26 protein-coding genes are annotated in these 25,443 nt (G+C 40.5%); 9 read left to right on the top strand and 17 right to left on the bottom strand.

The genetic code is table 11. From position 1 onward, the window contains the following. The first annotated feature begins 29 nt into the window (after positions 1-29). The 5 genes from selD (at position 30) to X781_RS08080 (ending at position 5,258) form a co-directional block, all read left to right on the top strand. Complete coding sequence (gene selD / locus X781_RS08100) at positions 30-1,070, top strand: selenide, water dikinase SelD (RefSeq protein WP_081732112.1); 1,041 nt, start codon at positions 30-32, stop codon at positions 1,068-1,070. Beyond that, entirely contained in the window at positions 1,070-1,546 is a 477-nt protein-coding gene (locus X781_RS08095; protein WP_025236383.1) for an NUDIX hydrolase, read from the top strand. The genes selD and X781_RS08095 overlap by 1 nt, the downstream gene beginning before the upstream one ends. Beyond that, positions 1,533-2,726 (top strand): 2-octaprenyl-6-methoxyphenyl hydroxylase, encoded by a 1,194-nt coding sequence (ubiH, locus tag X781_RS08090; RefSeq protein WP_442914780.1) that lies wholly within the window; start codon positions 1,533-1,535, stop codon positions 2,724-2,726. The genes X781_RS08095 and ubiH overlap by 14 nt, the downstream gene beginning before the upstream one ends. A 267-nt stretch (positions 2,727-2,993) precedes the next feature. Further along, a complete protein-coding gene (locus X781_RS08085; protein ID WP_025236381.1) occupies positions 2,994-4,217 on the top strand; it encodes a uracil-xanthine permease family protein in 1,224 nt (407 codons plus the stop codon). A gap of 57 nt (positions 4,218-4,274) precedes the next feature. Continuing rightward, positions 4,275-5,258 (top strand): dihydroorotate dehydrogenase, encoded by a 984-nt coding sequence (locus tag X781_RS08080; RefSeq protein WP_025236380.1) that lies wholly within the window; start codon positions 4,275-4,277, stop codon positions 5,256-5,258. Positions 5,259-5,308: 50 nt separating this feature from the next. Here X781_RS08080 and X781_RS08075 read toward each other — a convergent pair whose 3' ends face one another. From X781_RS08075 to lexA, 7 genes are all read right to left on the bottom strand, one after another. Continuing rightward, a complete protein-coding gene (locus tag X781_RS08075) occupies positions 5,309-5,719 on the bottom strand; it encodes a DUF2251 domain-containing protein (protein WP_025236379.1) in 411 nt (136 codons plus the stop codon). Between the two features lie 66 nt (positions 5,720-5,785). Beyond that, a complete protein-coding gene (gene eno / locus X781_RS08070; protein WP_025236378.1) occupies positions 5,786-7,096 on the bottom strand; it encodes a phosphopyruvate hydratase in 1,311 nt (436 codons plus the stop codon). 190 nt (positions 7,097-7,286) lie between these two features. After that, complete coding sequence (gene rlmC / locus X781_RS08065) at positions 7,287-8,474, bottom strand: 23S rRNA (uracil(747)-C(5))-methyltransferase RlmC (protein ID WP_025236377.1); 1,188 nt, start codon at positions 8,472-8,474, stop codon at positions 7,287-7,289. Then, entirely contained in the window at positions 8,467-9,504 is a 1,038-nt protein-coding gene (nagZ, locus tag X781_RS08060) for a beta-N-acetylhexosaminidase (protein ID WP_025236376.1), read from the bottom strand. Before nagZ ends, rlmC begins: the two co-directional genes overlap by 8 nt. A 90-nt stretch (positions 9,505-9,594) precedes the next feature. Then, positions 9,595-10,326 (bottom strand): TerC family protein, encoded by a 732-nt coding sequence (locus tag X781_RS08055; RefSeq protein WP_025236375.1) that lies wholly within the window; start codon positions 10,324-10,326, stop codon positions 9,595-9,597. 80 nt (positions 10,327-10,406) lie between these two features. Continuing rightward, positions 10,407-11,096: a DNA mismatch repair endonuclease MutH gene (gene mutH, locus X781_RS08050; protein WP_025236374.1), complete on the bottom strand. Its 690-nt coding sequence runs from the start codon at positions 11,094-11,096 to the stop codon at positions 10,407-10,409. An 85-nt stretch (positions 11,097-11,181) separates the two neighbouring features. After that, entirely contained in the window at positions 11,182-11,817 is a 636-nt protein-coding gene (gene lexA / locus X781_RS08045; protein WP_025236373.1) for a transcriptional repressor LexA, read from the bottom strand. 164 nt (positions 11,818-11,981) lie between these two features. Between lexA and plsB the strand changes: the two genes are divergently transcribed. Next, positions 11,982-14,426: a glycerol-3-phosphate 1-O-acyltransferase PlsB gene (gene plsB, locus X781_RS08040; RefSeq protein ID WP_025236372.1), complete on the top strand. Its 2,445-nt coding sequence runs from the start codon at positions 11,982-11,984 to the stop codon at positions 14,424-14,426. A gap of 80 nt (positions 14,427-14,506) precedes the next feature. On the opposite strand, the gene X781_RS08035 is transcribed toward plsB, so the two are convergent. Continuing rightward, a complete protein-coding gene (locus X781_RS08035) occupies positions 14,507-15,070 on the bottom strand; it encodes an acetate uptake transporter (RefSeq protein ID WP_025236371.1) in 564 nt (187 codons plus the stop codon). A gap of 274 nt (positions 15,071-15,344) precedes the next feature. Here X781_RS08035 and purT point away from each other — a divergent pair, with 274 nt between their 5' ends. Then, complete coding sequence (purT, locus tag X781_RS08030) at positions 15,345-16,526, top strand: formate-dependent phosphoribosylglycinamide formyltransferase (RefSeq protein ID WP_025236370.1); 1,182 nt, start codon at positions 15,345-15,347, stop codon at positions 16,524-16,526. Positions 16,527-16,563: 37 nt separating this feature from the next. On the opposite strand, the gene X781_RS08025 is transcribed toward purT, so the two are convergent. The 8 genes from X781_RS08025 to X781_RS07990 form a co-directional block, all read right to left on the bottom strand. Continuing rightward, positions 16,564-16,839, bottom strand: a complete 276-nt coding sequence (locus X781_RS08025; RefSeq protein ID WP_025236369.1) for a hypothetical protein — start codon at positions 16,837-16,839, stop codon at positions 16,564-16,566. A 133-nt stretch (positions 16,840-16,972) separates the two neighbouring features. Next, positions 16,973-17,326, bottom strand: coding sequence for a 50S ribosomal protein L20 (rplT, locus tag X781_RS08020; RefSeq protein WP_005596075.1), 354 nt, complete (start codon positions 17,324-17,326; stop codon positions 16,973-16,975). A 97-nt stretch (positions 17,327-17,423) separates the two neighbouring features. Continuing rightward, the gene (gene rpmI, locus X781_RS08015) at positions 17,424-17,621 is read right to left on the bottom strand and encodes a 50S ribosomal protein L35 (protein ID WP_005596065.1); all 198 of its coding nucleotides are present in this window, start codon (positions 17,619-17,621) and stop codon (positions 17,424-17,426) included. 207 nt (positions 17,622-17,828) lie between these two features. Further along, a complete protein-coding gene (gene infC / locus X781_RS08010; RefSeq protein WP_025236368.1) occupies positions 17,829-18,308 on the bottom strand; it encodes a translation initiation factor IF-3 in 480 nt (159 codons plus the stop codon). 220 nt (positions 18,309-18,528) lie between these two features. Next, entirely contained in the window at positions 18,529-20,328 is a 1,800-nt protein-coding gene (recQ, locus tag X781_RS08005) for a DNA helicase RecQ (RefSeq protein WP_038643992.1), read from the bottom strand. 111 nt (positions 20,329-20,439) lie between these two features. Beyond that, complete coding sequence (cyaY, locus tag X781_RS08000; protein WP_025236366.1) at positions 20,440-20,745, bottom strand: iron donor protein CyaY; 306 nt, start codon at positions 20,743-20,745, stop codon at positions 20,440-20,442. A 77-nt stretch (positions 20,746-20,822) separates the two neighbouring features. Continuing rightward, positions 20,823-21,854, bottom strand: a complete 1,032-nt coding sequence (tsaD, locus tag X781_RS07995; protein ID WP_025236365.1) for a tRNA (adenosine(37)-N6)-threonylcarbamoyltransferase complex transferase subunit TsaD — start codon at positions 21,852-21,854, stop codon at positions 20,823-20,825. A gap of 72 nt (positions 21,855-21,926) precedes the next feature. After that, positions 21,927-22,703: an outer membrane protein assembly factor BamD gene (locus X781_RS07990; protein ID WP_025236364.1), complete on the bottom strand. Its 777-nt coding sequence runs from the start codon at positions 22,701-22,703 to the stop codon at positions 21,927-21,929. Positions 22,704-22,842: 139 nt separating this feature from the next. Between X781_RS07990 and rluD the strand changes: the two genes are divergently transcribed. Together rluD and X781_RS07980 are read left to right on the top strand one after the other, a co-directional pair. Beyond that, positions 22,843-23,823: a 23S rRNA pseudouridine(1911/1915/1917) synthase RluD gene (gene rluD / locus X781_RS07985; RefSeq protein ID WP_025236363.1), complete on the top strand. Its 981-nt coding sequence runs from the start codon at positions 22,843-22,845 to the stop codon at positions 23,821-23,823. Positions 23,824-23,902: 79 nt separating this feature from the next. Then, positions 23,903-24,025 (top strand): entericidin A/B family lipoprotein, encoded by a 123-nt coding sequence (locus X781_RS07980; RefSeq protein WP_038643990.1) that lies wholly within the window; start codon positions 23,903-23,905, stop codon positions 24,023-24,025. A gap of 53 nt (positions 24,026-24,078) precedes the next feature. On the opposite strand, the gene X781_RS12065 is transcribed toward X781_RS07980, so the two are convergent. Beyond that, a protein-coding gene (locus X781_RS12065; protein WP_144084209.1) for an IS3 family transposase occupies positions 24,079-25,406 on the bottom strand; the annotation gives its coding sequence in 2 pieces (ribosomal slippage) (positions 24,079-24,953 and positions 24,953-25,406; 1,329 coding nt in all). Between the last annotated feature and the right edge of the window lie 37 nt (positions 25,407-25,443).

Below are 25,443 nucleotides of genomic sequence, written 5' to 3'. Positions count from 1 at the left end.
GCATAATTTTAATTCATTATGGAGGCGAGATGTCTGAACCGATTAGATTAACCCAGTTCAGCCACGGGGCGGGTTGAGGTTGTAAGATTTCTCCTAAGGTGTTAGGGACAATTTTACAAACGCAATTAGATAAATTTATCGACCCGAATTTGCTCGTGGGTAATGAAACGGCGGACGATGCGGCGGCCTACGATCTAGGCAATGGGCAGGCTATTATCAGCACAACGGATTTCTTTATGCCGATTGTGGACGACCCGTTTGACTTTGGGCGGATTGCCTCTGCTAATGCCATTAGCGATATTTACGCAATGGGTGGCAAGCCGATTATGGCGATTGCTATTCTTGGCTTTCCTGTAAATAAATTGCCGGCAGAAGTGGCTCAGCAAATTGTGGAAGGCGGGCGTTTTGCCTGTCAGCAAGCCGGTATTGCGTTGGCTGGCGGACATTCTATTGACTCGCCTGAGCCGATTTTTGGTTTAGCCGTTACAGGCATTGTGCCGACCGAGCGTGTTAAACGTAACGCTTCGGCAGTTGCCGGCTGTGAACTGTTTTTAACCAAGCCGTTAGGGATTGGGGTTTTAACCACTGCCGAGAAAAAAGGCTTGCTCAAGCCGGAACATCAGAATTTGGCAAGTGAAGTGATGTGCCAAATCAACTTAATTGGGGCTGAATTTTCCGAACTTGATGAAGTAACGGCAATGACTGATGTAACAGGATTTGGGCTGTTGGGGCATTTAAGCGAAGTGTGCCAAGGCTCGAATGTGCGTGCGGAAGTACATTTTGCCGATATTCAAACCCTAGACGGCACGAAAGAGTATATCGCCTTAGGGGCAGTGCCGGGTGGTACGAATCGTAACTTTGACAGCTACGGGCATTTAATTTCAGCGATGACGGACGAGCAAAAAGCGATTTTATGCGATCCACAAACCTCAGGCGGTTTATTGGTGGCGGTGCTGCCACAAGCGGTCGAAAAAATCCAACAAATTGCAAATCAAGCAAATGTATCACTATACCACGTTGGTAAATTGCTTGAAATGGAAGAGGGAAAACCACTTATTGAGGTAATTTGATGTTTAAACCAAATGTAACAATGGCTTGTGTGGTACATTGCAAGGGCAAGTTTTTGTTCGTTGAAGAGATTGAATATGGTAAACGAACACTTAATCAACCGGCAGGACATTTAGAAGCAAATGAAACGTTGCTTGAAGGGGCAAGCCGAGAGTTGTTTGAAGAAACCGGTATTCGGGCGGAAATGGCAAGCCTTGTAAAAATTTATCAATGGCAAGCCCCACGCTCTAAAACGGACTATTTGCGTTTTCTGTTTGCGGTAGAGCTTGAAGATTGGCTCGAACCAAAGCCGCAGGATGCGGATATTACCCAAGCAATGTGGCTCACGTTTGAGGAATTTAACCACTATATTCAGCAGAAGGGGCAATGTGAACGTAGCCCACTGGTGGTGCAATCACTGAAAGATTATTTGAACGGCGAGCGTTATCCGCTCTCGTTACTAAATGCGTTTGAGTGGAGGCAAAATGCAGCAATTTGATGTGGTGATTGTAGGCGGAGCGGTAAGCGGCTCGGTGTTGGCGTTGGCGTTAAGCAGTTTTTGTCAGCACAAAATCTCGATTGCGATAGTTGAAAAATCGTTGCCCAACTATGAACAACAAGGCGGTTTTGATGCTCGTAGTATTGCCTTAGCCGAAGGCAGTTTGCAAAAAATGAGCCAAATTCTACCGCTTGCAGGCGAGAATTTGGGCGAGATGATTCAAGCTATTGCCACCCCAATTCAACAAATTCAAGTAGCGGATAAAGGGCATTTCGGCAAAACCACATTAAAAGCGGCAGAGCAGAATGTTCTCCAACTGGGGGCGGTGGTCGAGCTTGCAAAATTAGGCAAAAATTTAACCGCTTGTATTGAAAAACAGCCGAATATTCACGTTTTCTGTCCGAATGAAGTTAAGTCAATTAAACGCTCACAGCAATGTTGTGAACTGACGCTAAAAAATGGCGAGAAGCTGAGCTGTTCTTTACTTGTGGCGGCTGATGGTATTCAGTCTCAAATTGCTAAACAATGTGGAATAGAAACTGTACAAGTTCGAGATTATAAACAATCAGCCATTATCGCTAATGTAGAGCTGAATAAATGGCATCAATATCAAGCCTTTGAGTATTTTACCGAACAAGGGCCTTTTGCTTTACTGCCGTTAGGTGGCAATATGATGTCGTTGGTTTGGTGTGTGAAAAATGCAGATGAATTGGTGCAGCTGTCAGATAATGAATTTTTAAGCCGATTACAACATCAATTTGGTTGGAAATTAGGGCAGTTTTTGCGTGTCAGCAAGCGGTTTGTTTATCCGCTGATTTTGCAAAAAGCAGAAAGTCATATTCATCACCGATTGGCTATTGTCGGTAACGCAGCACAGATGCTTCACCCGGTAGCAGGTCAGGGATTTAACTTAGGATTGAGAGATTTGTACGCATTGGCAAAGCGAGTAGCAGAAGCCTTTAATCAGGGCAAAGATATTGGCGACTTTTCGTTGTTAGTCGAGTTTGAAAAAGAGAGAGTGCAAGATCAAAGTCGTATTATCAATGCAACAAGCGGTTTAATTTCTGTCTTTTCTTGCGGAATGTTGCCTATGCAAGTTATGCGGAACTTAGGGCTATTCGTCGTTTCACACTCGAAAACGGCTAGGGATTTTATAGCTAATCGAGCATTAGGGTGGTAAAAGTACAAAATCTTAAATTTTCTATTTGACATTGTTGCAAGAACGCTATATTATTTTGCCGTTTAAAAATCAATCCTAAGCCTTGAATGAAAATTCAAGGCTTTCCTTTTAGTGGAAGCCCTAGAAATTTTGTTTGCCGTAAAATCGGCAAAAAAATTTTACCTAAAATTGGCAACCGATTGCCGTAATCGTTTGCTAAGATGTTTTGTATGCTTTCATCTGAGTAACTGCAAGAGTTACATCGTCATCACACAAAGAGAGTAAAAAATGACCACAGAAAATATGAATACGCCAAAACAGGCGTTTATCGGCTTGCAAATGTTGTTTGTTGCATTTGGGGCATTGGTATTAGTTCCGCTAATTACCGGTTTAGATCCTAATGTTGCCCTTCTTACTGCCGGTGTCGGCACTCTAATTTTCCAAGTTTGTACTAAACGTCAAGTCCCTGTTTTCCTCGCATCTTCTTTCGCTTTTATTGCTCCAATCCAATTCGGTGTCCAACAATGGGGTATTCCTGTAACAATGGGAGCGTTGCTATGCTCAGGTTTCATTTATATCGCATTATCTGCTTTAGTGAAAGCAAAAGGCGTTGAAATCTTACATAGATATTTTCCACCAATTGTGATTGGTCCTGTGATTATGGTAATCGGTTTGGGGCTTGCTCCTGTGGCAGTAGATATGGCAACAGGTAAATCAGCAAACATTCCATATAACACTGCAATTGTTGTTTCAATGACAACGTTGGTAACTACCCTTATTGTGGCTGTTTTTGCTAAGGGTTTATTGAAATTAGTACCAATTTTAGCCGGTTTAACGGTAGGCTATATTTTATCTATCTTTATGGGATTGGTGGATTTTACCAAAGTGATTGAAGCTCCTTGGTTTAGCTTACCGAATGTTTCTGCACCTGAATTCAAATTAGATGCTATTCTTTACTTACTACCAATTGCTCTTGCTCCTGCAGTTGAGCATTTAGGCGATATAATGGCTATCAGCCAAGTAGCTGGCAAAGATTTTATGAAAAAACCTGGCTTACACCGTACACTTTTAGGAGATGGTTTGGCAACTTCTGCGGCAGCGGCATTAGGTGGTCCACCAAATACGACTTATTCAGAAGTAACTGGTGCGGTAATGCTAACCAAAAACTTCAATCCGAAAATTATGACTTGGGCTGCGTGTTGGGCAATTGCCTTCTCATTCTGCGGAAAAATTGGGGCATTCCTTGCAACGATCCCGACTTTCGTGATGGGCGGTATTATGATGTTGCTATTCGGTGCAGTAGCCGTTGTGGGTATCAATACCTTAATCAAAGCTAAAGTTGATTTAAGTATCCCACGCAATCTTTGTATTGCTTCTGTTGTAATGACATTCGGGATTGGTGGTATGTTAATCAACATCGGCGAGTTCTCTTTGAAGGGAATCAGCTTATGTGCTTTAGTGGCGATTGTGTTAAATATCGTATTACCAAAAGAAAAAAACGTAACTCACTAATCGGAAAGGACGCTAATGCGTCCTTTTTGTTACAAATTCTAAAATAAGGAATAATCTATGCAAAAATTAACGTTCAATCCTCCTCTTCTTAATACGCCTTGCCCTTGGTGCTCTGAGCTCGACAACCTGCGTGAACTCTATGCGTGTGAATACACGGGGGCTGTTACTACGCGTACTTCAATGTTAGAGCCATACCCACACGATTGGGCGAACAATCAATATGTTTTATTTGATTCTACTGCTCAACAAGTTGCCGGTGTAAATGTACAAAATGCAACTGCTATGCAAACTTCCAGCCTCAATACCATTGGGCTTAGTCCGAATAATTTAATTGTAACCAAAGGTTTTGTTCGTACAATTTCTGATGAATTAAGCTCAAATAGCAGTAAACCGTTTATCATTTCTGTATTTGGCTCACCTGAGGAAGTGGGAGATTGCTACGAGCAGATTTGTGCGTTACAAAATGAAGTGAAAATGCCATTGGCAATGGAAATTAATATTTCTTGCCCGAATATTCCGGGTAAAGTGTCGCCAGCGTATTCCGCAGAGGAACTTCTGCCGTATTTAAAAGCACTACAAACAACGCTGGAGAAACTTAATCAGGGGGAAAATGCTCTGCCAATCGGCATCAAAATTCCGCCGTTTACTTACCAAAATCAGTATGATGAATTGATTAAAGGGTTATTACAAGCGGTCGAAAATGGTAAAAATTTACCAATTGCCTTTATTACTTCAACGAATACGCTTGGCTCATCATTGTTAATGCAAGGTGATAAATCGGTATTAAACTCAGAAGTGGGTACAGGTGTAGGAGGAATGGCGGGAACTGCAATTCACGCCCTTTCTCTTGGAAATGTTTACACACTACGTCAAATGCTTGATCAAGAACCGGCATTGAAATCACTGCAAATTATTGGTGTGGGTGGTGTAAATGATAAAGCAGGCTTTGAGCGAATGAAAGCCGTTGGGGCTGACTTTGTAGGTTTAGCAACGGCATTAGGTGTGAAAGGAATTGGCGTGTTTAAAGAGATTTTGTCTTAATCACGAAGAATAGAGGCGTGCGTTGCACGCCTAAATACTAAATAAAACATTTAGCCCAACCATTTCTCCACTAATTCATTAGTAGTTTCCTTATGCACCCACATACTGCCCAATTCGGGGTGAGGGAATTTGGTGCGGTTGTAGCCGACAAATTGGCGAAAATCAAATACGGCGTGTGGGTAGCCGTTAATGAGTAAAAAGGCTTGATAACCGCTTTCGTCCCAACAAATTTCCAAACGGCGTGGCTCGTGTAGTGAGTTTTGCTCAATATCACTGACGCTAAATACAAACAGACTATCGACCACAGGTTGCTCGGTTTGGTGTAAATCCATCGCATAAAAATAGCCTGTTTCGTCATCAATTTCAAACATCACGACTAAATGTTCGTGCTGAGTAGAATGTGCCCCATTGCGGTAAGGCTCGTTAAGTAGAATATGATCGGTTAAAACAGAGTAGAGCATTAAGTTATCCTTATATAGAAAAATGCCACCGATTTCTCAGTGGCATTTGCGATTTCATATCAGCAATTACGCTTGACCTTTAATCTCTTTACGACCATTGAACGGAGCCGGTGTACCAGCACGCTCTAACGCTTCTTCGATACGGATTAATTGGTTGTATTTCGCAACACGATCTGAACGGCTCATAGAACCGGTTTTGATTTGACCTGCTGCTGTACCAACCGCTAAATCTGCAATCGTTGCATCTTCAGTTTCGCCTGAACGGTGAGAGATAACTGCGGTGTAACCTGCGTCTTTAGCCATTTTGATTGCAGCTAATGTTTCAGTTAATGAACCGATTTGGTTGAATTTGATTAAGATAGAGTTTGCAATACCTTTTTCGATACCGTTTTTAAGGATTTTAGTATTAGTTACGAATAAATCGTCGCCTACTAATTGTACTTTGTCGCCTAATACTTTAGTTTGGTATGCGAAACCTTCCCAGTCAGATTCATCTTGACCATCTTCGATAGACACAATTGGATACTCTTTGCATAAGCCTTCTAAGTAGTGAGTGAACTCTTGTGAAGTGAAGGTTTTACCTTCGCCTTTCATATCGTACACATTACGTTCTTTGTCGTAGAACTCAGAAGATGCACAGTCCATCGCTAAAGTAACATCTTTACCTAATACATAACCTGCTTTTTCTACCGCTTCTTTGATACACGCTAATGCGTCTGCGTTAGAGGCTAAGTTAGGAGCGAAGCCACCTTCATCACCTACTGCGGTATTTAAACCTTTAGATTTTAATACTTTCGCTAAGTTGTGGAATACTTCAGCACCAATGCGTAATGCTTCTTTTAATGTTGAAGCACCCACAGGTTGAATCATAAATTCTTGAATATCAACGTTGTTGTCTGCGTGCTCACCACCGTTGATGATGTTCATCATTGGTAACGGCATAGAGTAAACGCCCGGAGTACCGTTTAATTCAGCGATGTAAGCATAAAGCGGTAAACCTTTAGATGCCGCTGCAGCTTTAGCGGTTGCTAAAGATACTGCTAAGATTGCGTTTGCACCAAATTTAGATTTGTTATCTGTACCGTCTAAATCGATCATAATTTGGTCGATTTCAGCTTGTGCTGTACCTTCTTTACCTTCAATTGCTTTAGCAATTTCGTTGTTTACTGCTGAAACCGCTTTTAATACGCCTTTACCTAAGAAACGACCTTTATCGCCATCACGTAATTCTAACGCTTCGCGTGAACCTGTTGATGCACCTGATGGAGCAGCTGCTAAACCTACGAAGCCACCTTCTAAGTGAACTTCAGCTTCTACGGTTGGGTTACCACGAGAGTCGATAATTTCACGACCGATTACTTTAACAATTTTAGCCATTGTTGAGTTCCTCTAATTTGAGAGTTAATAGAAAAAAAGAATAGGTATATAGTAAAACGATTTTACGCTTTTGTCTTGGAAAAACTGTGATGAGAGTTGAGAATTTACCACTAATTTGATCTAAGACTATATTCGCTCAAGATTATAGCAATTTTTGCAAAAAACGGCAAAAATTTGCCCGCTTGTATGCTTATTTTTTGATTAAAAAAGTCAGTGTTTCATAATGTGAAGTGTGAGGGAACATATCAAACAACTGCACTTTGTTTAATTCATAATTGGTTAAGGCTGCAAAATCTTTAGCCATAGATTGAGCGTTGCAACTTGAATAGATCAAATAAGGAGAGCCTAAATCATTTAAAAATTCCGCTAAAGGTTTGCCAATACCACGTCGAGGTGGGTTCACAATCACTAAATCAGGTGTTGAGCCTGCTTCATTTAATGCAAATTGGGCGGAGTCCAGTGAGGCAAATGTTACCTTTTCTAAACCTAATCTTTGGGCTGATTTTGTTGCACTGGCAATAGCCGAAGCCGAAATTTCAATGCCCGTTAATTCCACATCAACACCTTTGTCTTGCAATGCTTTGGCACAATGTAACCCAAAGCCACCGACACCGCAGAACAGATCCCAACATTTTTGTATCGGTAAGTTTTCAATCCACTGTCGAGCAGTCAAATAAAGTTGGCTTGCAACAAAAGGGTTGGTTTGGAAAAAGCCTTGCGGACGAATAAATAACGGAATACCGTTAAAATGTTCTTCAATGACTTTATGCTCTGTTAGGAATATCTCGGTTTCACCTTCCAAGACGGCTGCGTGTTGTGGTTGAATGTTGAGGCTAACGACCGAATTTTTTGGTAGTTTTTCTACTAAGTGAGGTAACTCTCTTTCGACTAACGCTCGCTTTGTTTCACTTCTTACCACAAAACGGATCATCAGCGATTGATTGAATTGGCTTTCGGTAATCAGAATATATTTCAGCTCGCCTTTTTTCTTGGCAATGTTATAAGGTACTAAACCGGCTCGGGCGATAAAATCTTTTAAAATCGGAAAAAGAGCCGAAAACGAAGGCGGATAGAGAGAACAATCAGTTAAATCTACACCACTTTGTGCATCATTTTGATCTTTTAAAATGCCGAGAATCGGGCGTTCCACACTACCGGAGACCACCATTTTCGCTTTATTGCGAAACCGGGAAATCGGCGAGCGAACAAGCGGTAAGATTTCGGTTTCATTTTGCAAAATAAAAGGAAAAATTAACCGCTTGAGGTCGGCTTCTTTCTCTGTTAATTGGTTCTGATAAGACTGCTCAAGCCATTGGCAAGAGGTACAATCGCCACGCTCAAAGTGTAAGCAACTAAGTTGATTAGGCTGATTAAGCATTGGCTTCTTTCCACTCTAGCCAGTTATTTTGTAGAGCTGTCAGCTTAGCTTGGGCTTGTTGATAACGTGTGCTGTTTTCTAATTCACGCCAAGTTACGGTTCGACGTTTCATTAATGATAGATGACGTTCTTTTTGAGCTTGAGTTGGCTGGTATTGCAAGCCGTCTAACACCTGTACCACACCCTCAGGTTCATTACAAAGAAGTAATAAATCGCAACCGGCTTGGATCGCTTTTTCAGAACGTTCCACAAAATTCCCCATAAAGCCAGCCCCTTTCATTCCTAAATCATCAGAGAAAATCACACCATTGAAATTGAGTTGCTTGCGTAAAATTTCTTTCAGCCAGTAAGCTGAGCCACTTGCCGGTTGGCTGTCGCATTGGGTGTAAACTACGTGAGCCGGCATAATCGCAGAGAGTTTACCTTTGCTGATCAATTGTTTAAACGGCAGGATATCGTGGCTGAAAATTTCGGCTTTCGGACGATCATCAAACGGAGTTTCTAAATGTGAATCAGCTAAAACGTGTCCGTGTCCGGGAAAATGTTTGCCTGTGGTTGCCATTCCCATTTCTAACATTCCGTCAATAAAGGCTTCGGCAATAGGTAAAATAGTATTTGGATCTTGCCCGAATGAACGGTCGCCAATTGCTTTGCAGTCGTGTCCTAAATCCAACACAGGAGCAAAACTTAAATCAATGTCTAGAGCGAATATTTCAGCTGCCATTAACCAGCCTGTTTCTTTTGCTAATTGCGTTGCTTGCTCTGGGGTTTGAGCCAATTGATTAAAAGATTGCATCGCCGGCAGTTTTGTAAAACCTTCACGGAAACGTTGTACACGCCCACCTTCTTGATCGACGGTGATCAATAAAGGCTTTTTCACACGTTGGCGAATATCTTTTACGAGAGCTTGAATTTGTTCTTTATCATAAAAATTACGAGTGAAGAGAATTAAGCCAGAGACCAATGGGTGCTCTAGCATTTCTACTTCTTCTTGAGAGAGTTCTTTGTCTTTAATATCAATAAGTAGCATAATTTGTAAAAAATCGGATAAATAAAACCGCTTGTATTGTACATTAAAAAGCCCTTGATTTTCATCAAGGGCTAACGAATTGATCAGTAATTATATTTGTTGCACTTTTATTTGGTTACGACGCATTTTGATATTGAGCATTTCAACTATAACAGAGAAGCCCATTGCGGTATAAACAGCCGCTTTTGGAATGTGGATATCAAAGGCTTCGCCGACTAACACTACGCCAATTAAAATCAAGAATGCTAAAGCAAGATTTTTAATCGTTGGGTTATTATCAACAAAGTCGCCAATCGCTTTTGCTGCTAACATCATCACACCAACTGCGATCATAATTGCAATAACCATTACGGGAATGTCATCAGCCATTGCTACAGCAGTAATTACCGAATCAAGTGAGAAAATAACATCAAAAATAGCGATTTGTGTCAGTATCATCAAAAAGCCGGTCTTTTTGAGTGAGGTTGTTTCTTCCTCGTGTGAATTAGCCGAAATAGATTCTTTTAGCTCCATCAAACTTTTTACAATAAGGAAAAGACCACCGATAAGTAAAATTAAGTCTCTACCTGAAATAGCATTACCTGCAATATAGAAAAGAGGGGTAACTAATTTCATCATCCACGCAAGTGAAAGAAGCAATAAAATACGTGTTCCCATTGCTAAAGCCAAACCGATAATTCGAGCTGATTGGCGTTGCTCAATCGGCAAGCGGGAAACTAAAATACTGATAACAATGATGTTATCGATACCAAGTACAATTTCAAGCCCGGTGAGCGTAACGAGAGCTACCCAAGCTTCAGGATTTGTCATCCAATCAAACATAAAATGTCCTTTTAAAAAATAGGGAATTGCTTTTTTTCTATACAAAGAAAGGCGACATCTTATAGAGAATAGAGGCAAAATTAAAGGGGGGAATATAAAAAGTTTTGTAAAATTTCTGCCGTGAATTGTTTGCGTAAATAAAAGCCTAAAGGCAGTGATTGAACTCGCTCGCCACAAGCATTGATTGCAGAGGTTACAGAGCGATTGTTTCTACCTTTGGGTCTAAGTTGTAAGACTTCACCGTGCTTGGCGTTAATTGCGTGGAGTTTGCCGAACACAATCATTTCCATCAACTCTTCCCAATCACGTTTTAATTGGAATTCTTGTTCAAGTGTAGGCGACCATAAAATCGCTTGTCCGATATGACGTTGATAAAGTGGAATAGTACGTTCGCCTTCGACAGGAATCCATAATACACGAGAAAGTTTATGCTTAACGTGTGAACTTTCCCAAGTAATACCGTTGTTTTGAGTGAGAGGAGCAAGGCTTACAAACGTAGTTTCTAACGGTAAGCCTTTGTGATTAATAGGAATAGTTTTAAGCTCAATACCTAAATGCGAAAAATCTTGCTCTGCTTTGCTCCCCGCCTTTGCCCCAAGTGCAGTTTCTATAAGTGTTCCCACCCAGCCCTTGTCTCGTTTGAGATCGGGAGGAACCGGAATATTCAGCATTTCAGCAATTTCACCTAAGCTAAAACCTGCTAGCCATTGTGCTTTGGCTAACAGTTCTTGTTCAGTTTGAGGAACACCGGTAAGAGAATAATCATTCATAGAGAATTAATAAACAAGCGGTCGTTTTTTAATGATTTTTTGCAATTGGCATCATTGATAGGGCGAAAAATATTACCCTGCCAATTTACATCCACGCATTACTACGAATAACGCCAACCGCAATGCCTTCAATCTCAATATATTCTTGGCTTGGATTAACCACAATTGGCTTTAACTCATCATTTTCAGGGTGTAAATAAATTAAGTCGCCCTTTTTTTCTAATCGTTTCACTGTTACTTCATCATTCACTCGAGCAACAACAACTTGACCGTTACGAGCGGTATTGGTTTTATGAACAGCTAATAAATCACCGTCTAAAATACCGATTTTCTCCATTGAATTACCGTTTACTTTGAGTAAATAATCAGCAGTCGGATTAAACATAGCCCCATTAACAGGATAATGATTTTCAACGTGCTCTACTGCTAAAATCGGTGTGCCGGCAGCTACTTTGCCGATTAATGGTAAGCCTTCATCTTCATCATTGGCAGCTTCGTTTTCGTCCTCAACGAGAATGCGAATACCGCGAGATGTGCCGGAAAGCATTTCAATATAACCTTTACGGGCTAAGGCTTTTAGATGTTCCTCTGCGGCATTGGGTGATTTAAAACCGATTTCTCGTGCAATTTCTACACGAGTTGGTGGCATACCTGTTGTTTCGATATGATTTTTTACAAAATCAAAAATTTCTTGCTGACGAGCAGTTAAATGTTTACGCATCTGGGTTGAACCTCACTGTCTTTATATACAGAAAATATTGATAGTATATACAGTATTTTTTATTTTGTAACTAATAATTTCACAAAATTATAGAAAAAACTATGGTAGAATGAAGTGAATCAGAGGTTAGACCTCCAAAAATAACAATTCTAAAGGGTATTAATATGTCTGGCTTATTAAATTTCTATCGTGCTTTTCTCAATTTACCACTTTCACTTTTGGTAAAATCCCGTGCTATTCCAACTGATCCCGTAAACGAACTAGATCTGAACTTAGAGCAGCCTATCGTTTATGTGTTGCCTTATACTTCACAAACGGATTTACTGATTTTGCAAAAAAACTGTTTGGCACTAAACTTGCCTGACCCATTGCAAGATAATGTTATTGATGGGCACGCTTTACCTCGCTTCGTATTTTTAGATGAGGGCAGACGCTTTTTTAAATCAAAAGGGGCAAAAAGTGAGACCGAGTCTATTTTTTATCGCTATTTAGATTTACATCGTGAAAAAACGGAGCTAGATGTTCAGCTTGTGCCTGTTTCAGTGTTATGGGGACGAGCTCCGGGTAAAGAAGATGCCCGTCATTTGCAAGTTTTAACTTCATTTCAGCGTTTTATGTCAATGGTTTGGTTCGGGCGTGATAATTTTGTCCGCTTCTCACCAGCTGTGTCGCTACGTTATATGGTAACAGAACACGGTGCAGATGAAAAAATTGCACAAAAAATTGCTCGAGTGGCGAAAATGCACTTTGCTAAATTACGTTATTCTGCAATGGGACCTCGTTTGCCTAATCGTGAAGCGATGTTCAATAAAATTCTTAATTCAGAGGTAATTCAAGCTGCAATTGCAGAAGAAGCGAAAAAATCTTCGCCTGAAAAAGCACGTAAAGAAGCGGAAAAAATCATTAATGAGATTGCGGCTGATGTAAAACACGATAGTTTGCGTATTGCCGATCGTGTACTGAGTTGGCTTTGGAACAAGTTATATCAAGGCATTAATGTGCAAAATTCAGATCGCGTCAGAAAACTTGCCTTAGAAGGGCACGAAATTGTGTACGTGCCGTGCCACCGTAGCCATATGGACTATTTGCTTTTATCTTATCTGCTTTATCATCACGGTGTTGTACCACCGCATATTGCAGCAGGGATCAACTTGAATTTCTGGCCGGCAGGTCCGATTTTCCGTAGTTGGGGAGCTTTTTTCATTCGCCGTACTTTTAAAGGAAACCGTTTATATTCCACTATTTTCCGTGAATATTTGGCGGAGTTATTCTATCGTGGCTATTCGGTGGAGTATTTTATCGAAGGTGGACGTTCTCGCACAGGGCGTTTGTTACAGCCTAAAACAGGTATGATGTCGATGACTTTACAAGCACTTCAACGTGGCTTAAATCGTCCATTAAGCATTGTGCCGGTATATATTGGCTATGAACACGTTCTGGAAGTGGATACTTATGCCAAAGAGCTGCGAGGGGCGGCAAAAGAGAAAGAAAATGCAGGTTTAGTATTACGCGTACTTAAAAAACTGAAAAATTTAGGTCAAGGCTATGTGAATTTTGGCGAGCCGATTCAGGTAAACAATTATCTAAATCAATATTTCCCTGAATGGAAGGAGCAAACTGAAGATACTCGCCCTAAATGGTTGAATGAAGCAGTAGATCAAATCTCTCATCAAGTGATGGTAAATATCAATAAAGCGGCAGCGGTAAATGCCAAGAATTTAGTCGGTTCGGCATTATTGGCTTCACGCCAGAGAGCTTTATCTCGTGAACAGCTTATTGAGCAACTTGAGAGCTATGTTCAACTATTCCGTAATGTGCTTTATTCTAAAGATATGACTCTGCCGGAAGAAAGTGCAGCTGAAATGCTTGAGCACGTTATTCAATTACCTCGTTCCGGAGTAACCATTGAGAAAGACAATTTCGGCGAATTAGTTCGTTTAGAGCGTGAAGCAGCAGTATTGATGACTTACTATCGCAATAATGTACAACATCTATTTGTATTGCCTTCACTGGTAGCAAGCTTTGTGTTACATCACGAGGCGATTTCAAAAGATTTGGTTATTCAATCGGTTAATCAAATTTATCCGTTCTTGCAAGCAGAGTTATTTTTACACTTTAAGCAAGAAGAAGTAGCAGAACAGGTTGAAGCCATCATCAATGAGTTTGTTCGTCAAGGCATCATTAAAAATGAAAGTGATATGTTGATGATTAACCGTCTGCATATTCGTACATTACAACTTCATTCGGCTGGCGTGCGTGAGATTTTACAGCGTTACTACATCAGTTTAAGTTTATTGCTTGAACAACCGGATATTAGTCGCATTGCATTAGAAAAAGAGAGTAGTTCAGTAGCACAGCGTTTGTCGGTACTACACGGTATTAATGCTCCCGAATTCTTTGATAAAGCCATTTTTTCAACATTTACTAATAGTTTGAAAGAACAAGGCTACTTTGATGGTGGCGATAATTTAGTTACCGAAAAAGTGCAAGAAACTGAGGCATTACTAAGAAGTTTGATTTCTATTGAAGTGCAACAAACCATTCAAGGAGCGATGGCAAAAGTTGATGTAGAAAAAGTCGAACGTGAAAAAGTAGAGAAAGAAAGCTAACAAGCGGTTGTTTTTCTCACCTATTTTGCAAATAAAAAGGCTGAATGTTCATCACATTCAGCCTTTTGTTATTACTTAAATTATTTAGGCTCACCGATTGGTAAAACCGTTCTGCCAAAGCTTTCGTTGATAATATCTGCCGCTGCTAAGTAGAACGCTAAGAATGCCGTTAATAAACCAAAGTTACCACCGATATGCGTGATACTACTGTTGTGGGTGAAATCGCCCGCTGCTAATAAGTAGAACGTAATAGTTAAGCTTAAGAAAATCGCTTGTAACGCACGTGGTTTGGTTAAAGTACCGATGAACATCATAAATGTGAATGTTCCCCAAGCCACTAAATACCAGCCGATAAACTCCGGAGATACAGTTGAAGCAAAGAACACTTTAAATAATGCAAAAGACCACCAGAATGCACCGTAGCTGGTGAAAGCCGTAAAGCCGAAGGTGTTACCTTTAGCAAATTCAAACATACCTGCGATCATCTGTGCAGTACCGCCGAAGGCAAAGCCCATTGCTAATACTAAACCAACGTTTTCGCCACTAAATGTGCCATTATTAATTAAACTTAATAAAAAAGTCGTAAGTGCAAAGCCGCATAAACCGAGCGGAGCCGGGTTAGTTCCTGAATTTGGAGCTGACATTGAAAACCTCTATTGTATTGTTACACCACAAACTGTGGCAATGCTTTTATTCACTTCTAAGAAAGAAGATATTTTCCCTAAATTTTAGGGCGATAAAGTATAGCGATTTTGCATCAAATTGACTAGCGATTTTATGTCTACAAGTGGTCATTTTTTATAAAGATTTTACAATATTGTCGATGAAATAATTACATCTCTCATTCTATCTATCTGAGATAATTTTAAGTATAATTTACGAATGCAAACGTTTGCTTTTGATTTTTGGGGAGGAAATATGACAACAATTGGTACACCTTTAAGACAAAGTGCGATTAGGGTAATGATGCTGGGTTCAGGCGAATTAGGCAAAGAAGTGGTGATCGAACTGCAACGCTTGGGCGTGGAAGTGATTGCGGTGGATCGCTACGAAAACGCACCGGCACAGCAAGTGGCACACCGTGCTTATACCATTTCAATGTTAGACGGGACAGCGTTGCGTGCCTTGGTTGAAAAAGAGAAACCGGATTTTATCGTGCCGGAAGTGGAAGCGATTGCAACTGATACACTTGTTGAATTGGAAAGCGAGGGCTACAATGTTGTGCCGACAGCAAAAGCAACCAAATTAACAATGAACCGTGAGGGTATTCGTCGTTTGGCGGCGGAAGAATTGGGGCTGAAAACCTCGCCTTACCGTTTTGTGGATAATTTTGAGCAATTCCAACAGGCGATTAGTGAAATTGGCATTCCGTGCGTGGTAAAACCGATTATGTCGTCGTCTGGGCACGGTCAGTCGGTGATTAAATCCGAAGCAGATATTCAAAAAGCGTGGGACTATTCGCAAGAGGGAGGTCGTGCCGGCGGTGGGCGAGTGATTGTCGAAGGCTTTATCAAATTTGATTATGAAATTACCCTGCTTACCGTTCGCCATATTCACGGCACATCATTTCTAGCCCCAATCGGACATATTCAAATTGACGGCGACTACCGTGAATCGTGGCAGCCACAAGTAATGTCGGAAATTGCCTTGAAACGTGCACAAGAAACTGCAGAAAAAATTACTACAGCACTTGGCGGACGGGGCATTTTCGGTGTGGAACTGTTTGTGTGTGGCGATGAGATTATCTTTAATGAAGTCTCGCCACGCCCACACGATACTGGAATGGTCACAATGGCATCGCAAGAGCTTTCGCAGTTTGCTCTACACGCCCGTGCGATTTTAGGTTTACCAATTCCGGAAATTCACCGCATCAGCCCGGCGGCATCAAAAGCGATTGTGGTGGAAGGCAAATCGGATAACGTGCGTTTCGGCGGCTTGGAAAATGTGCTGGCAGAAATCGGCACCAACATTCGTTTATTCGGCAAAGGCGAAGTGAATGGACACCGCCGTTTGGGAGTGATTTTAGCTCGTGATGAAAACACCGATAAAGCATTGGAAAAGGCTCGTAGAGCCTATGATCAGCTAGATATCAGCTTATAACAACAAGGGCTATTAAATAGCCCTTTTATTTTGAAAATTACCAATACCTGTGATGCCAGCCGTGATGATAGCCCACATCAATACTTGGGTAAATTACAGGGCGAATTGGATAAATTGTACTTTTTGAGCGTCTATCACTTTGGTTTAGTGCTTCATTGTTTGGTTGAGCATTTTTATCCACAGTTTGTTTAGTTAATATTCGTTGTTGATAATCGTGAACGGCTTGCATATCCATTGGCACAGTGCTTTGTTGTGCTGGAGTTGAACAAGCAGTAATGACGATTGATGAAACGAGTAGCATAATTTTTTTCATATCATTTCCTTATATTTGCAAAAAATTTGTTAATTTAGACCGCTTGTTTTCTATTTTTATCTTAAAGATTTGTCATTTTTATCGATAAAATAAAAAAGGACGCACTAGGCGTCCTCATCTCTATTCTTTAAAATTAAAGAGCAGATTTTGCTTTTTCAACTAAAGCGGCGAATGCTACTTTGTCGAATACAGCGATGTCAGCTAAAATCTTACGATCGATTTCAACAGATGCTTTTTTCAAGCCGTTGATGAATTTGCTGTAAGATAAACCGTTTTGACGTGCTGCAGCGTTGATACGAGCAATCCATAATTGACGGAATTGACGTTTACGTTGACGACGGTCACGGTAAGCATATTGACCAGCTTTAATTACAGCTTGGAACGCAACGCGATAAACACGTGAACGCGCACCATAATAACCTTTAGCAGCCTTAAGAACTTTCTTATGGCGTGCTCTTGCAATAACACCACGTTTTACACGAGCCATTATTTAATCTCCTAAATTGTCTATTTTGATTTATGGACGACTTCTCGCCCCTAAGAATTACTATTCGTACGTTTGTGTTTTTAACGCAGCCTTAGGCTTATGCGTATGGTAAACACGCTACTACTAAAACTTGGTCTGCTTTCGCTACCATTGATTTATGACGTAAGTGACGTTTACGTTTAGTGGTTTTCTTAGTCAAAATATGACGTAAGTGAGATTGTTTACGTTTGAAACCGCCAGAAGCTGTTTTTTTGAAACGCTTAGCAGCACCACGTACTGTTTTAATTTTAGGCATTGTTAAAAAACTCCGCATTGTTTTTGGTTTAAATGAATAATCAGGCGAACTCTTATGAGTTACTTGGTTGCACTGATTACGCTACTTTACGGCTTTCACCGCAATCTAAAAAAGCAGCTCAGGCTGCTGAGTGTGCCTGTCTGCTTTTGTTTCTCTTTACGAAAAACGAGCGAATTTTACAGAATAAGCTCGCTTTTTGCAAGTGAATTATTTTTTCTTCGGTGCGATAACCATCACAACTTGGCGACCTTCCAATTTGCCCGGAGCAGATTCAACAGCTGCAATCTCAGCAGTATCTGCTTTCACACGTTCTAAAACGTCCATACCGATCTCTTGGTGAGCCATTTCACGCCCGCGGAAGCGAACCGTAATTTTTACTTTATCGCCATCTTCTAAGAAGCGAAGAATGCTACGCAATTTGACTTGGTAATCGCCATCATCTGTACCCGGACGGAATTTAATTTCCTTCACTTGTACCACTTTTTGCTTTTTCTTTTGCTCTTTTGCCGCTTTTTCTTTTTCATAGATGAACTTACCGTAGTTCATAATACGACAAACAGGCGGTTCAGCATTTGGACTGATTTCTACTAAGTCTAATTCAGCTTCTTCAGCTTTTGTTAATGCTTCTTGAATTGATACAATACCAAGTTGTTCGCCATTTTCATCAGTTAAGCGAACTTCTTTCACACCACGAATTTCTTCATTAATACGGTGTGCACGGTTTGTTTGAACACGTTTTACAGGTTTAATAGCCTTATTCCTTCTAGTAAATTTTTGGTTAAATAAGACCGCTTGAAAGCGGTTAAGTATTTTTATAGTGTCCGTTTTATTTTATAAAAAACAGATAAACGTTCGGATTCTATAGGATTTTCAATGCTTATGCAATAATAAACCCTTATTTAGCTCCCTATTTTCGGTTATTTTGATGTTCTTTGATTAATGTCATAAATGCTTGACCAAATCGTTCAAATTTTCGCTCACCGACACCGTTTATTTCGAGCATTTCCACTTTTGAAGTCGGCAGGAATTCCGCCATTTCTTGTAGCGTGGCATCATTAAATACAATATAAGGCGGAATATTTTCCTTATCGGCAATCTGTTTACGCAAGAAGCGAAGACGAGCGAATAGGTCTTTATCATAACGATGGCTTGCTTGTTTTTGCACAAATGCTGTGGCGGAAATACCCAAGCGTGGCAATGCTAATTGTAACGATTTCTCACCACGCAAAAAAGGTCTTGCACTTTCGGTTAATTGAAGAGCTGAATGATTAGCTATATTTTGATAAATCAGTCCTAAATGAATGAGTTGCCTTACCACATTCTGCCAATAATGCTGGCTCTGTTCTTTCCCAATACCGTAAACTGAAAGTTGATCGTGATTGTGTTCACGAATTTTTAAGTTATTCATTCCACGAAGTACAGCAATAATGTGGTGCTGACCGAAAATCTGCCCTGTTCGATAAATAACCGACATCACTTTTTGAGCATCGAGTAAGCCATCATATTTTTGTGGCGGATCTAAGCAAATATCGCAGTTTTTGCAATCTTCTTGTTTATGTTCGCCAAAGTAATTGAGTAAAACTAAGCGGCGGCAAGTTTGTGATTCCGCAAATTCGCCGATAGCGTGTAACTTGTGCTGTTTGATGTCTCTTTGTTCGCTTTTTGGCTCTTCTAAGAGGATTTTTTGTAGCCAGCCATAATCGCTTGGATCGTAGAAAAGTATTGCTTCCGAAGGAAGATCATCTCGTCCGGCACGTCCTGTTTCTTGGTAATAAGATTCGATAGAACGGGGAAGATCGAAGTGTACAACAAAACGGACGTTTGATTTGTTGATCCCCATTCCAAAAGCAATTGTTGCCACCACAATTTGAATGTCATCTCGCTGAAATGCATTTTGTACAAATTCTCGTTGTTCAAAACTCATTCCTGCGTGATAGCCCAGCACGCTAATATTTCTGGAAGCTAATTTTTCAGTAATTTCTTCCACTTTTTTACGGCTATTGCAATAAATAATTCCACTTTTTCCCTGTTGTTTATTGATGAATTTCAGCAACTGCTCAAGTGGCTTAAATTTTTCTTGTACCGTATAGCGAATATTCGGGCGATCAAAACTACCTAAATAAATATGTGGATTATTTAGACGTAAATGGTGAAGAATATCCGCTCGTGTTGTTGGGTCTGCCGTGGCGGTTAGTGCCATTAACGGCACGTTAGGAAACGTATTTCGCAAGCCACCAAGTAGAGTGTATTCAGGGCGGAAATCGTGTCCCCATTGGGAAACACAATGGGCTTCATCTACTGCAATAAAACTAATTTTACAGAGTGAGATAAAATGGAAAAAGCCTTGTGTCATCACTTTCTCAGGGGAAAGATAAAGTAATTTTAATTTACCTGATAAGGCTTTTTGCTCTACAATCTGTTGTTCTTCGAGTGTTTGAGTAGAGTTTAAATAGGCAGCTTCAATACCATTGGTAATGAGCTGATCTACTTGATCTTTCATTAATGAAATCAGTGGCGAAATAACGAGCGTTATGCCGTCCAAACATAGAGCCGGTACTTGATAGCAAAGGGATTTTCCACCGCCTGTTGTCATAATTACAAGGCAATCACGATTTTCCAACACGGCAGAAATGACTTCTTCTTGCCCGTCTCGGAATTTTTGATAGCCAAAAACATTATTTAAAACAGAAATTGCGGTGGTATTCATTATTTTTATATGTGGGGAAGCAATATGTGCCTCCGCAAGCGGTTTATTTGAGGAAAAATTTTACAAATATAAATTATAAAAGGACGCACTTCAGTACGCCCTTACAAACAATTAGAAAGAAATGCTTTCACCGTGTCGAGCAAAGGCTTCTTCTAAATGTTGCCAGAAGGTGCGACCTTCATCTGTAACCCACTCTCCATCAATGTTTTTAAAATGAATGCCACCTAATTTGCTGGCAAGCCATAGTTCTAACATCGCTTCTTGTTTGTTAATAATGATTTGTGATTCGTCATCAAAGGTTAAAGTGCAAACTGCACCTTGAATTTCGGTATCAACCGATAAACCTTCGTCATCAATTTTTTCTTCAATTTGCTGCCATACTTGTTCAACAGATTGGTGGAATTGTGCTGTGTTCATTTTTTATCCTTAAAATATGTTGTTGTTTGAAAGAGATATTTTTGCAAAATTACCAAGAAATTTGACCGCTTGCAATGCTATTTAATTGGCGGTAGTTCGGTCATCGCCCAGCGAGGTTTTACGCTAATACTTAAATCGCTGTGTTCGCCGTTTTTTAAACGTAAAAAACCTGTGTAGGCAATCATCGCACCGTTGTCGGTACAAAATTGCGGGCGAGGGTAAAATACTTCGCCTTTGAGTTTTTGCATCATTTCGGCAACATCGGCACGTAATTGCTTGTTGGCACTTACACCGCCTGCCATCACTAGCCGTTTATAGCCTGTTTGTTCTAATGCCCGTTTGCACTTAATTAAAATAGTATCCACTACCGCTTGTTGGAACGCGTGAGCAATATCGCAACGAGTTTGCTCGTCAATTTCGCCATTTTCGTTTGCGTTGGCTTTAATGGTATTTGCAGCAAAAGTTTTTAAGCCGGAAAAGCTGAAATCTAAGCCCGGTCGGTCGGTCATCGGGCGTGGGAATTTAAAACGATTTGGTGTGCCAGATTCGGCAAGTTTTGACATCGCAACCCCTGCCGGGTAATCTAAACCTAATAATTTCCCGGTTTTGTCAAAGGCTTCGCCTGCTGCATCATCAATCGATTCGCCCATTAATTCGTATTTGCCGACACCATCGACTTTCACTAATTGAGTATGCCCACCCGAAATTAATAACGCCACAAATGGAAATTCGGGAGCGTTTTCTTCCAACATTGGAGCAAGTAGATGCCCTTCCATATGGTGTACTCCAAGAGCCGGCACATTCCAAGCATATGCCAAAGAGCGGGCAATGGTTGAGCCTACTAATAATGCTCCAACCAAGCCCGGACCTGCAGTATAAGCAATACCATCAATATCTGAAGGCTGAAGGTTAGCTTCTTTTAGGGCTTCTTGGATGAGTGGGAGCGTTTTGCGGATATGATCTCGAGAAGCAAGCTCCGGTACAACACCGCCATAATCAGCGTGCATATCAATTTGGCTGTAGAGCTGATTTGCTACTAAGCCTTTTTCTTCATCATAAATGGCAACGCCGGTTTCATCGCAAGAGGTTTCAATACCTAAAATTCGCATAATTTCCTAATGAGCTAATAAGTTATAAAGCCAAAAGGGGCGAAACCGCCCCTAATATTCTGGTATATTTAATTAGAATTGTTCACCATATTCCGGTTTTGCCGGGTTTGGTAAGGTTTTATTTTCGTATTCTTTAATTAATAGTTCGGTTTTTTGCTCTGAATCTTGAATACCCATTTGTTTAAATGCTTCTTTCAGATAAGGAAGGGCATTTTTAGTTGCTTCGGTATTTGGATAGAAACGCAACATTTCTTCTACGCGATTTACTACTGCAACGTACGCATTACGTTTATCATAGAATTTTACGATCGATAATTCGTGTTCGGATAAACGGTTGAATAAATAGTTCATCCAATTTTGAGCATCTTGAGCATATTGGCTTTGTGGATAGTGCTGAACGATAGTTTGGAAGTTACCGTAAGCGTTACGCACATTATCCACTGCACGAGAAGCACGATTTACTTTAAATAAATCTTGGATAAAATTATCACCTAAGCGTGCATTTGAAAGACCGGCTAGGTAGAATACATAATCCATATTGGCTGCATTTGGATAAGAACGGGCGAAACGTTCTGCAGCATCTAATGCTTTATAATATTCGCCTACTTTATATTGTGCATAAATTAAACTTAATTGGGTTTGTTCACCAAGACCTGAATATTGACCACCTTTAGCACTCACTCCCTCTAAATAACGAATAGCAGAGTTATAATCGCCGTCTTGTAAATAGGTTTGCCCTTTGCTATAAAGATCTTGAACGTTTGATTCTTCGATGTCTTTATTAGAACTTGAACAACCTACAACAAGCCCTGCTAATGCTAATGTGGCAAGAGTTTTAAATTTACGCATATGTTTTACCTATAAAAAGTGTCTGAGACCAAAAGTTAATGTACAATACCTCAGACTAAGAATAACTTATGAAGTTCATCTCACTATTTTATATAACATCACGCAAGTAAGCAAATGACTAATTAGGATTTATATTTTAATGACTACTCAAAAAAAGATTTTAACCGCAGAAATTACTGCTGACCTATTAGGTGCTCGCTTAGATCAAGCACTGGCACAACTTTTTCCGGATTATTCACGTTCACGCATTAAAGTGTGGATTGAAAGCGATTTAGTAAAAGTGAACGGCAATATCATCAATAAAGCACGAGAAAAAGTATTTGGTGGCGAAACGGTGGAAATTACTGCTGAAATCGAAGAAGAAATTCGTTTTGAACCGCAAGATATTCCGCTCAATATTGTGTATGAAGATGACGATATTATTGTTATCAATAAACCAAAAGATTTAGTGGTTCACCCCGGAGCCGGCAACCCTGATGGTACGGTATTAAATGCGTTGTTGCATTATTATCCGCCGATTGCAGAAGTCCCACGAGCCGGCATTGTGCATCGTTTAGATAAAGATACAACAGGCTTAATGGTGGTAGCGAAAAATATTCCAGCCCAAACTCACCTAGTAACAGCATTACAAAAACGCCGTATTACGCGTGAGTATGAAGCAGTCGCAAGCGGCATTATGACTCAAGGTGGTAAAGTTGATGAACCAATGGCTCGCCACCCGACTAAGCGTACTGCAATGGCGGTTCACCCGATGGGAAAACCGGCAGTAACCCATTATCGTATTATGGAGCGTTTCCGTAACTACACTCGCTTACGTTTACGTTTGGAAACCGGGCGTACTCACCAAATTCGCGTGCATATGGCACATATTGCTCACCCGTTATTGGGTGATCAACTTTATGGTGGCAGACCTCGCCCACCAAAAGGAGCAAGTGAGGAATTTTTATCTGTTTTACGCAGTTTTCAACGCCAAGCATTACACGCTATTATGCTACGCTTAGAACACCCGATTACAGGGGAATTGATGGAATGGTACGCTCCATTACCGGAAGATTTTGTGGAACTCATTCAAGCATTAAAAGCGGATTACGAGCTTTATAAAGATGAACTAGATTATTAATTTGAAGTATTGCATTTGTAGTTTAGAGTTGTTATATTGAAATTGTTTTCATAACAAACACAAAAATAAGGAGCGTTTTATGAAAAAATTAGTATTAGCAATTTTAGCAAGTGCAACTTTCTTAACAGCGTGTAACACTGTTGATGGCGTAGGCAAGGATGTTGAGAAAGCTGGTGATCAAATCCAGAAAGCAGCACAATAAGAATAATTAAAAAACCTCTGATAAGTGATCTGACCCCAAAAAGTTAGACTGCTCTAATTCAAGGACTGAGTTCTGTACTCCACAGGGCTCAGTCCTTTTAGCTTCACTTGAATACGCTCATTATTGTAGTAATGAATGTAATCATGAATCGTTTTTTCAAGCTCTGTAAGCGTCTCAAACTGTCTGCCTAAATAACACTCCGTTTTTAACCTCCCGAAAAAGCTCTCCATCGCCCCATTATCCAAGCAGTTTCCTTTTCTCGACATACTTTGCGTGATGCCATTTTTCCGCAAGATTGTCCTAAATTCCGCCATTTGATACTGCCAACCTTGGTCGGAATGCAAAATCGGTTTCGCCCCGTCAAGCCTTGCGATAGCTTGTGTCATCATTTGGGTAATCTGTTCAAAATTCGGGCTTCCTGCCAAGTCGTAAGCAATGATTTCATCGTTAAATAAATCTTTAATCGGTGAAAGATAGAGCTTACCTTCAGGGTATTTGAACTCAGTAATATCCGTTACCCACTTTTCATTGGGCGCAGTTGAGTGGAAATTCCGTTGCAACAGATTATCGGCGATTTTACCCACTTCACCTTGGTAAGAACGGTATTTTCTACGCGGACATTTTCCTTTCAATTCCAACGCCTGCATTATCGATTGCACTTTTTTGTGGTTGATTTTCTTGGTTTTTTTCAACACCAGCGTAATGCGGCGATAGCCGTAGTTTCCGTGATTTTTGTGAAATATAGCGGCAATTTCCTGCTTGATTGCCGCATTTTTATCGTCTTTCTCAGGCAAGTGATAAAAGAACGTACTGCGTTTCAAGCCGACAAGTTGCAACAGGATTTCAAGCGGAAACGCTACTCGCAATGCTTTTACGATACTGGCTTTTTCCGCATTTTTGCTTGGTTGAGTGCCTGCAACTTTTTTAGGATAGCATTCTCCGCTTCCAGCTCCAAAATACGGTAACGCAAGCGTTCTTCTTCGGTTTTCGGCGGGGGCGGCATTTTCGGGTATTTAGGTTTCATTGACGGACGACCTTTCGGTTTGGGAAATAAGCCGTTTATACCTTGTTTATCAAAGGCTTTCAACCATTGAATTACCATACTGTGATTAGGTATCCCAAAATATAACGCCGCCCGTCTTGCAGAAAATTGTCCGTTTTTGACCGCTTGTACGACCGATAATTTAAATTCAGGGGAATAGGTTTGTTTAGTACCGAGTACGGCTAACCCATTGGAACCATAATAATGATATTGGTTAATCCAAAGTCGTAATGTGCTTTTCTCCAGCTGAAAATGCTGACAGGTGAATGAACGATTTTTCCCATTTTGAAGATAAAACTCGATCACTTGTTGTTTAAAAGATTGGTTGTATTTAGTCATAAAAAATCTGCACCTTAATCTGTTGGTTGTTTAGTCC

Source organism: Mannheimia sp. USDA-ARS-USMARC-1261 (assembly GCF_000521605.1).
GTDB classification, from domain to species: Bacteria; Pseudomonadota; Gammaproteobacteria; order Enterobacterales; family Pasteurellaceae; genus Mannheimia; species Mannheimia indoligenes.
This window is presented reverse-complemented; position numbering and strand designations above follow the sequence as displayed.

What these genes read in the sequence shown, in the direction of transcription:
- X781_RS08095 (WP_025236383.1), top strand. Translation starts at nt 1,070, where the DNA reads ATGTTTAAACCAAATGTAACAATGGCTTGTGTGGTACATTGCAAGGGC.
- ubiH (WP_442914780.1), top strand. Translation starts at nt 1,533, where the DNA reads ATGCAGCAATTTGATGTGGTGATTGTAGGCGGAGCGGTAAGCGGCTCG.
- X781_RS08085 (WP_025236381.1), top strand. Translation starts at nt 2,994, where the DNA reads ATGACCACAGAAAATATGAATACGCCAAAACAGGCGTTTATCGGCTTG.
- X781_RS08080 (WP_025236380.1), top strand. Translation starts at nt 4,275, where the DNA reads ATGCAAAAATTAACGTTCAATCCTCCTCTTCTTAATACGCCTTGCCCT.
- X781_RS08075 (WP_025236379.1), bottom strand. Translation starts at nt 5,719, where the DNA reads ATGCTCTACTCTGTTTTAACCGATCATATTCTACTTAACGAGCCTTAC.
- eno (WP_025236378.1), bottom strand. Translation starts at nt 7,096, where the DNA reads ATGGCTAAAATTGTTAAAGTAATCGGTCGTGAAATTATCGACTCTCGT.
- rlmC (WP_025236377.1), bottom strand. Translation starts at nt 8,474, where the DNA reads ATGCTTAATCAGCCTAATCAACTTAGTTGCTTACACTTTGAGCGTGGC.
- nagZ (WP_025236376.1), bottom strand. Translation starts at nt 9,504, where the DNA reads ATGCTACTTATTGATATTAAAGACAAAGAACTCTCTCAAGAAGAAGTA.
- X781_RS08055 (WP_025236375.1), bottom strand. Translation starts at nt 10,326, where the DNA reads ATGTTTGATTGGATGACAAATCCTGAAGCTTGGGTAGCTCTCGTTACG.
- mutH (WP_025236374.1), bottom strand. Translation starts at nt 11,096, where the DNA reads ATGAATGATTATTCTCTTACCGGTGTTCCTCAAACTGAACAAGAACTG.
- lexA (WP_025236373.1), bottom strand. Translation starts at nt 11,817, where the DNA reads ATGCGTAAACATTTAACTGCTCGTCAGCAAGAAATTTTTGATTTTGTA.
- plsB (WP_025236372.1), top strand. Translation starts at nt 11,982, where the DNA reads ATGTCTGGCTTATTAAATTTCTATCGTGCTTTTCTCAATTTACCACTT.
- X781_RS08035 (WP_025236371.1), bottom strand. Translation starts at nt 15,070, where the DNA reads ATGTCAGCTCCAAATTCAGGAACTAACCCGGCTCCGCTCGGTTTATGC.
- purT (WP_025236370.1), top strand. Translation starts at nt 15,345, where the DNA reads ATGACAACAATTGGTACACCTTTAAGACAAAGTGCGATTAGGGTAATG.
- X781_RS08025 (WP_025236369.1), bottom strand. Translation starts at nt 16,839, where the DNA reads ATGAAAAAAATTATGCTACTCGTTTCATCAATCGTCATTACTGCTTGT.
- rplT (WP_005596075.1), bottom strand. Translation starts at nt 17,326, where the DNA reads ATGGCTCGTGTAAAACGTGGTGTTATTGCAAGAGCACGCCATAAGAAA.
- rpmI (WP_005596065.1), bottom strand. Translation starts at nt 17,621, where the DNA reads ATGCCTAAAATTAAAACAGTACGTGGTGCTGCTAAGCGTTTCAAAAAA.
- recQ (WP_038643992.1), bottom strand. Translation starts at nt 20,328, where the DNA reads ATGAATACCACCGCAATTTCTGTTTTAAATAATGTTTTTGGCTATCAA.
- cyaY (WP_025236366.1), bottom strand. Translation starts at nt 20,745, where the DNA reads ATGAACACAGCACAATTCCACCAATCTGTTGAACAAGTATGGCAGCAA.
- tsaD (WP_025236365.1), bottom strand. Translation starts at nt 21,854, where the DNA reads ATGCGAATTTTAGGTATTGAAACCTCTTGCGATGAAACCGGCGTTGCC.
- X781_RS07990 (WP_025236364.1), bottom strand. Translation starts at nt 22,703, where the DNA reads ATGCGTAAATTTAAAACTCTTGCCACATTAGCATTAGCAGGGCTTGTT.
- rluD (WP_025236363.1), top strand. Translation starts at nt 22,843, where the DNA reads ATGACTACTCAAAAAAAGATTTTAACCGCAGAAATTACTGCTGACCTA.
- X781_RS07980 (WP_038643990.1), top strand. Translation starts at nt 23,903, where the DNA reads ATGAAAAAATTAGTATTAGCAATTTTAGCAAGTGCAACTTTCTTAACA.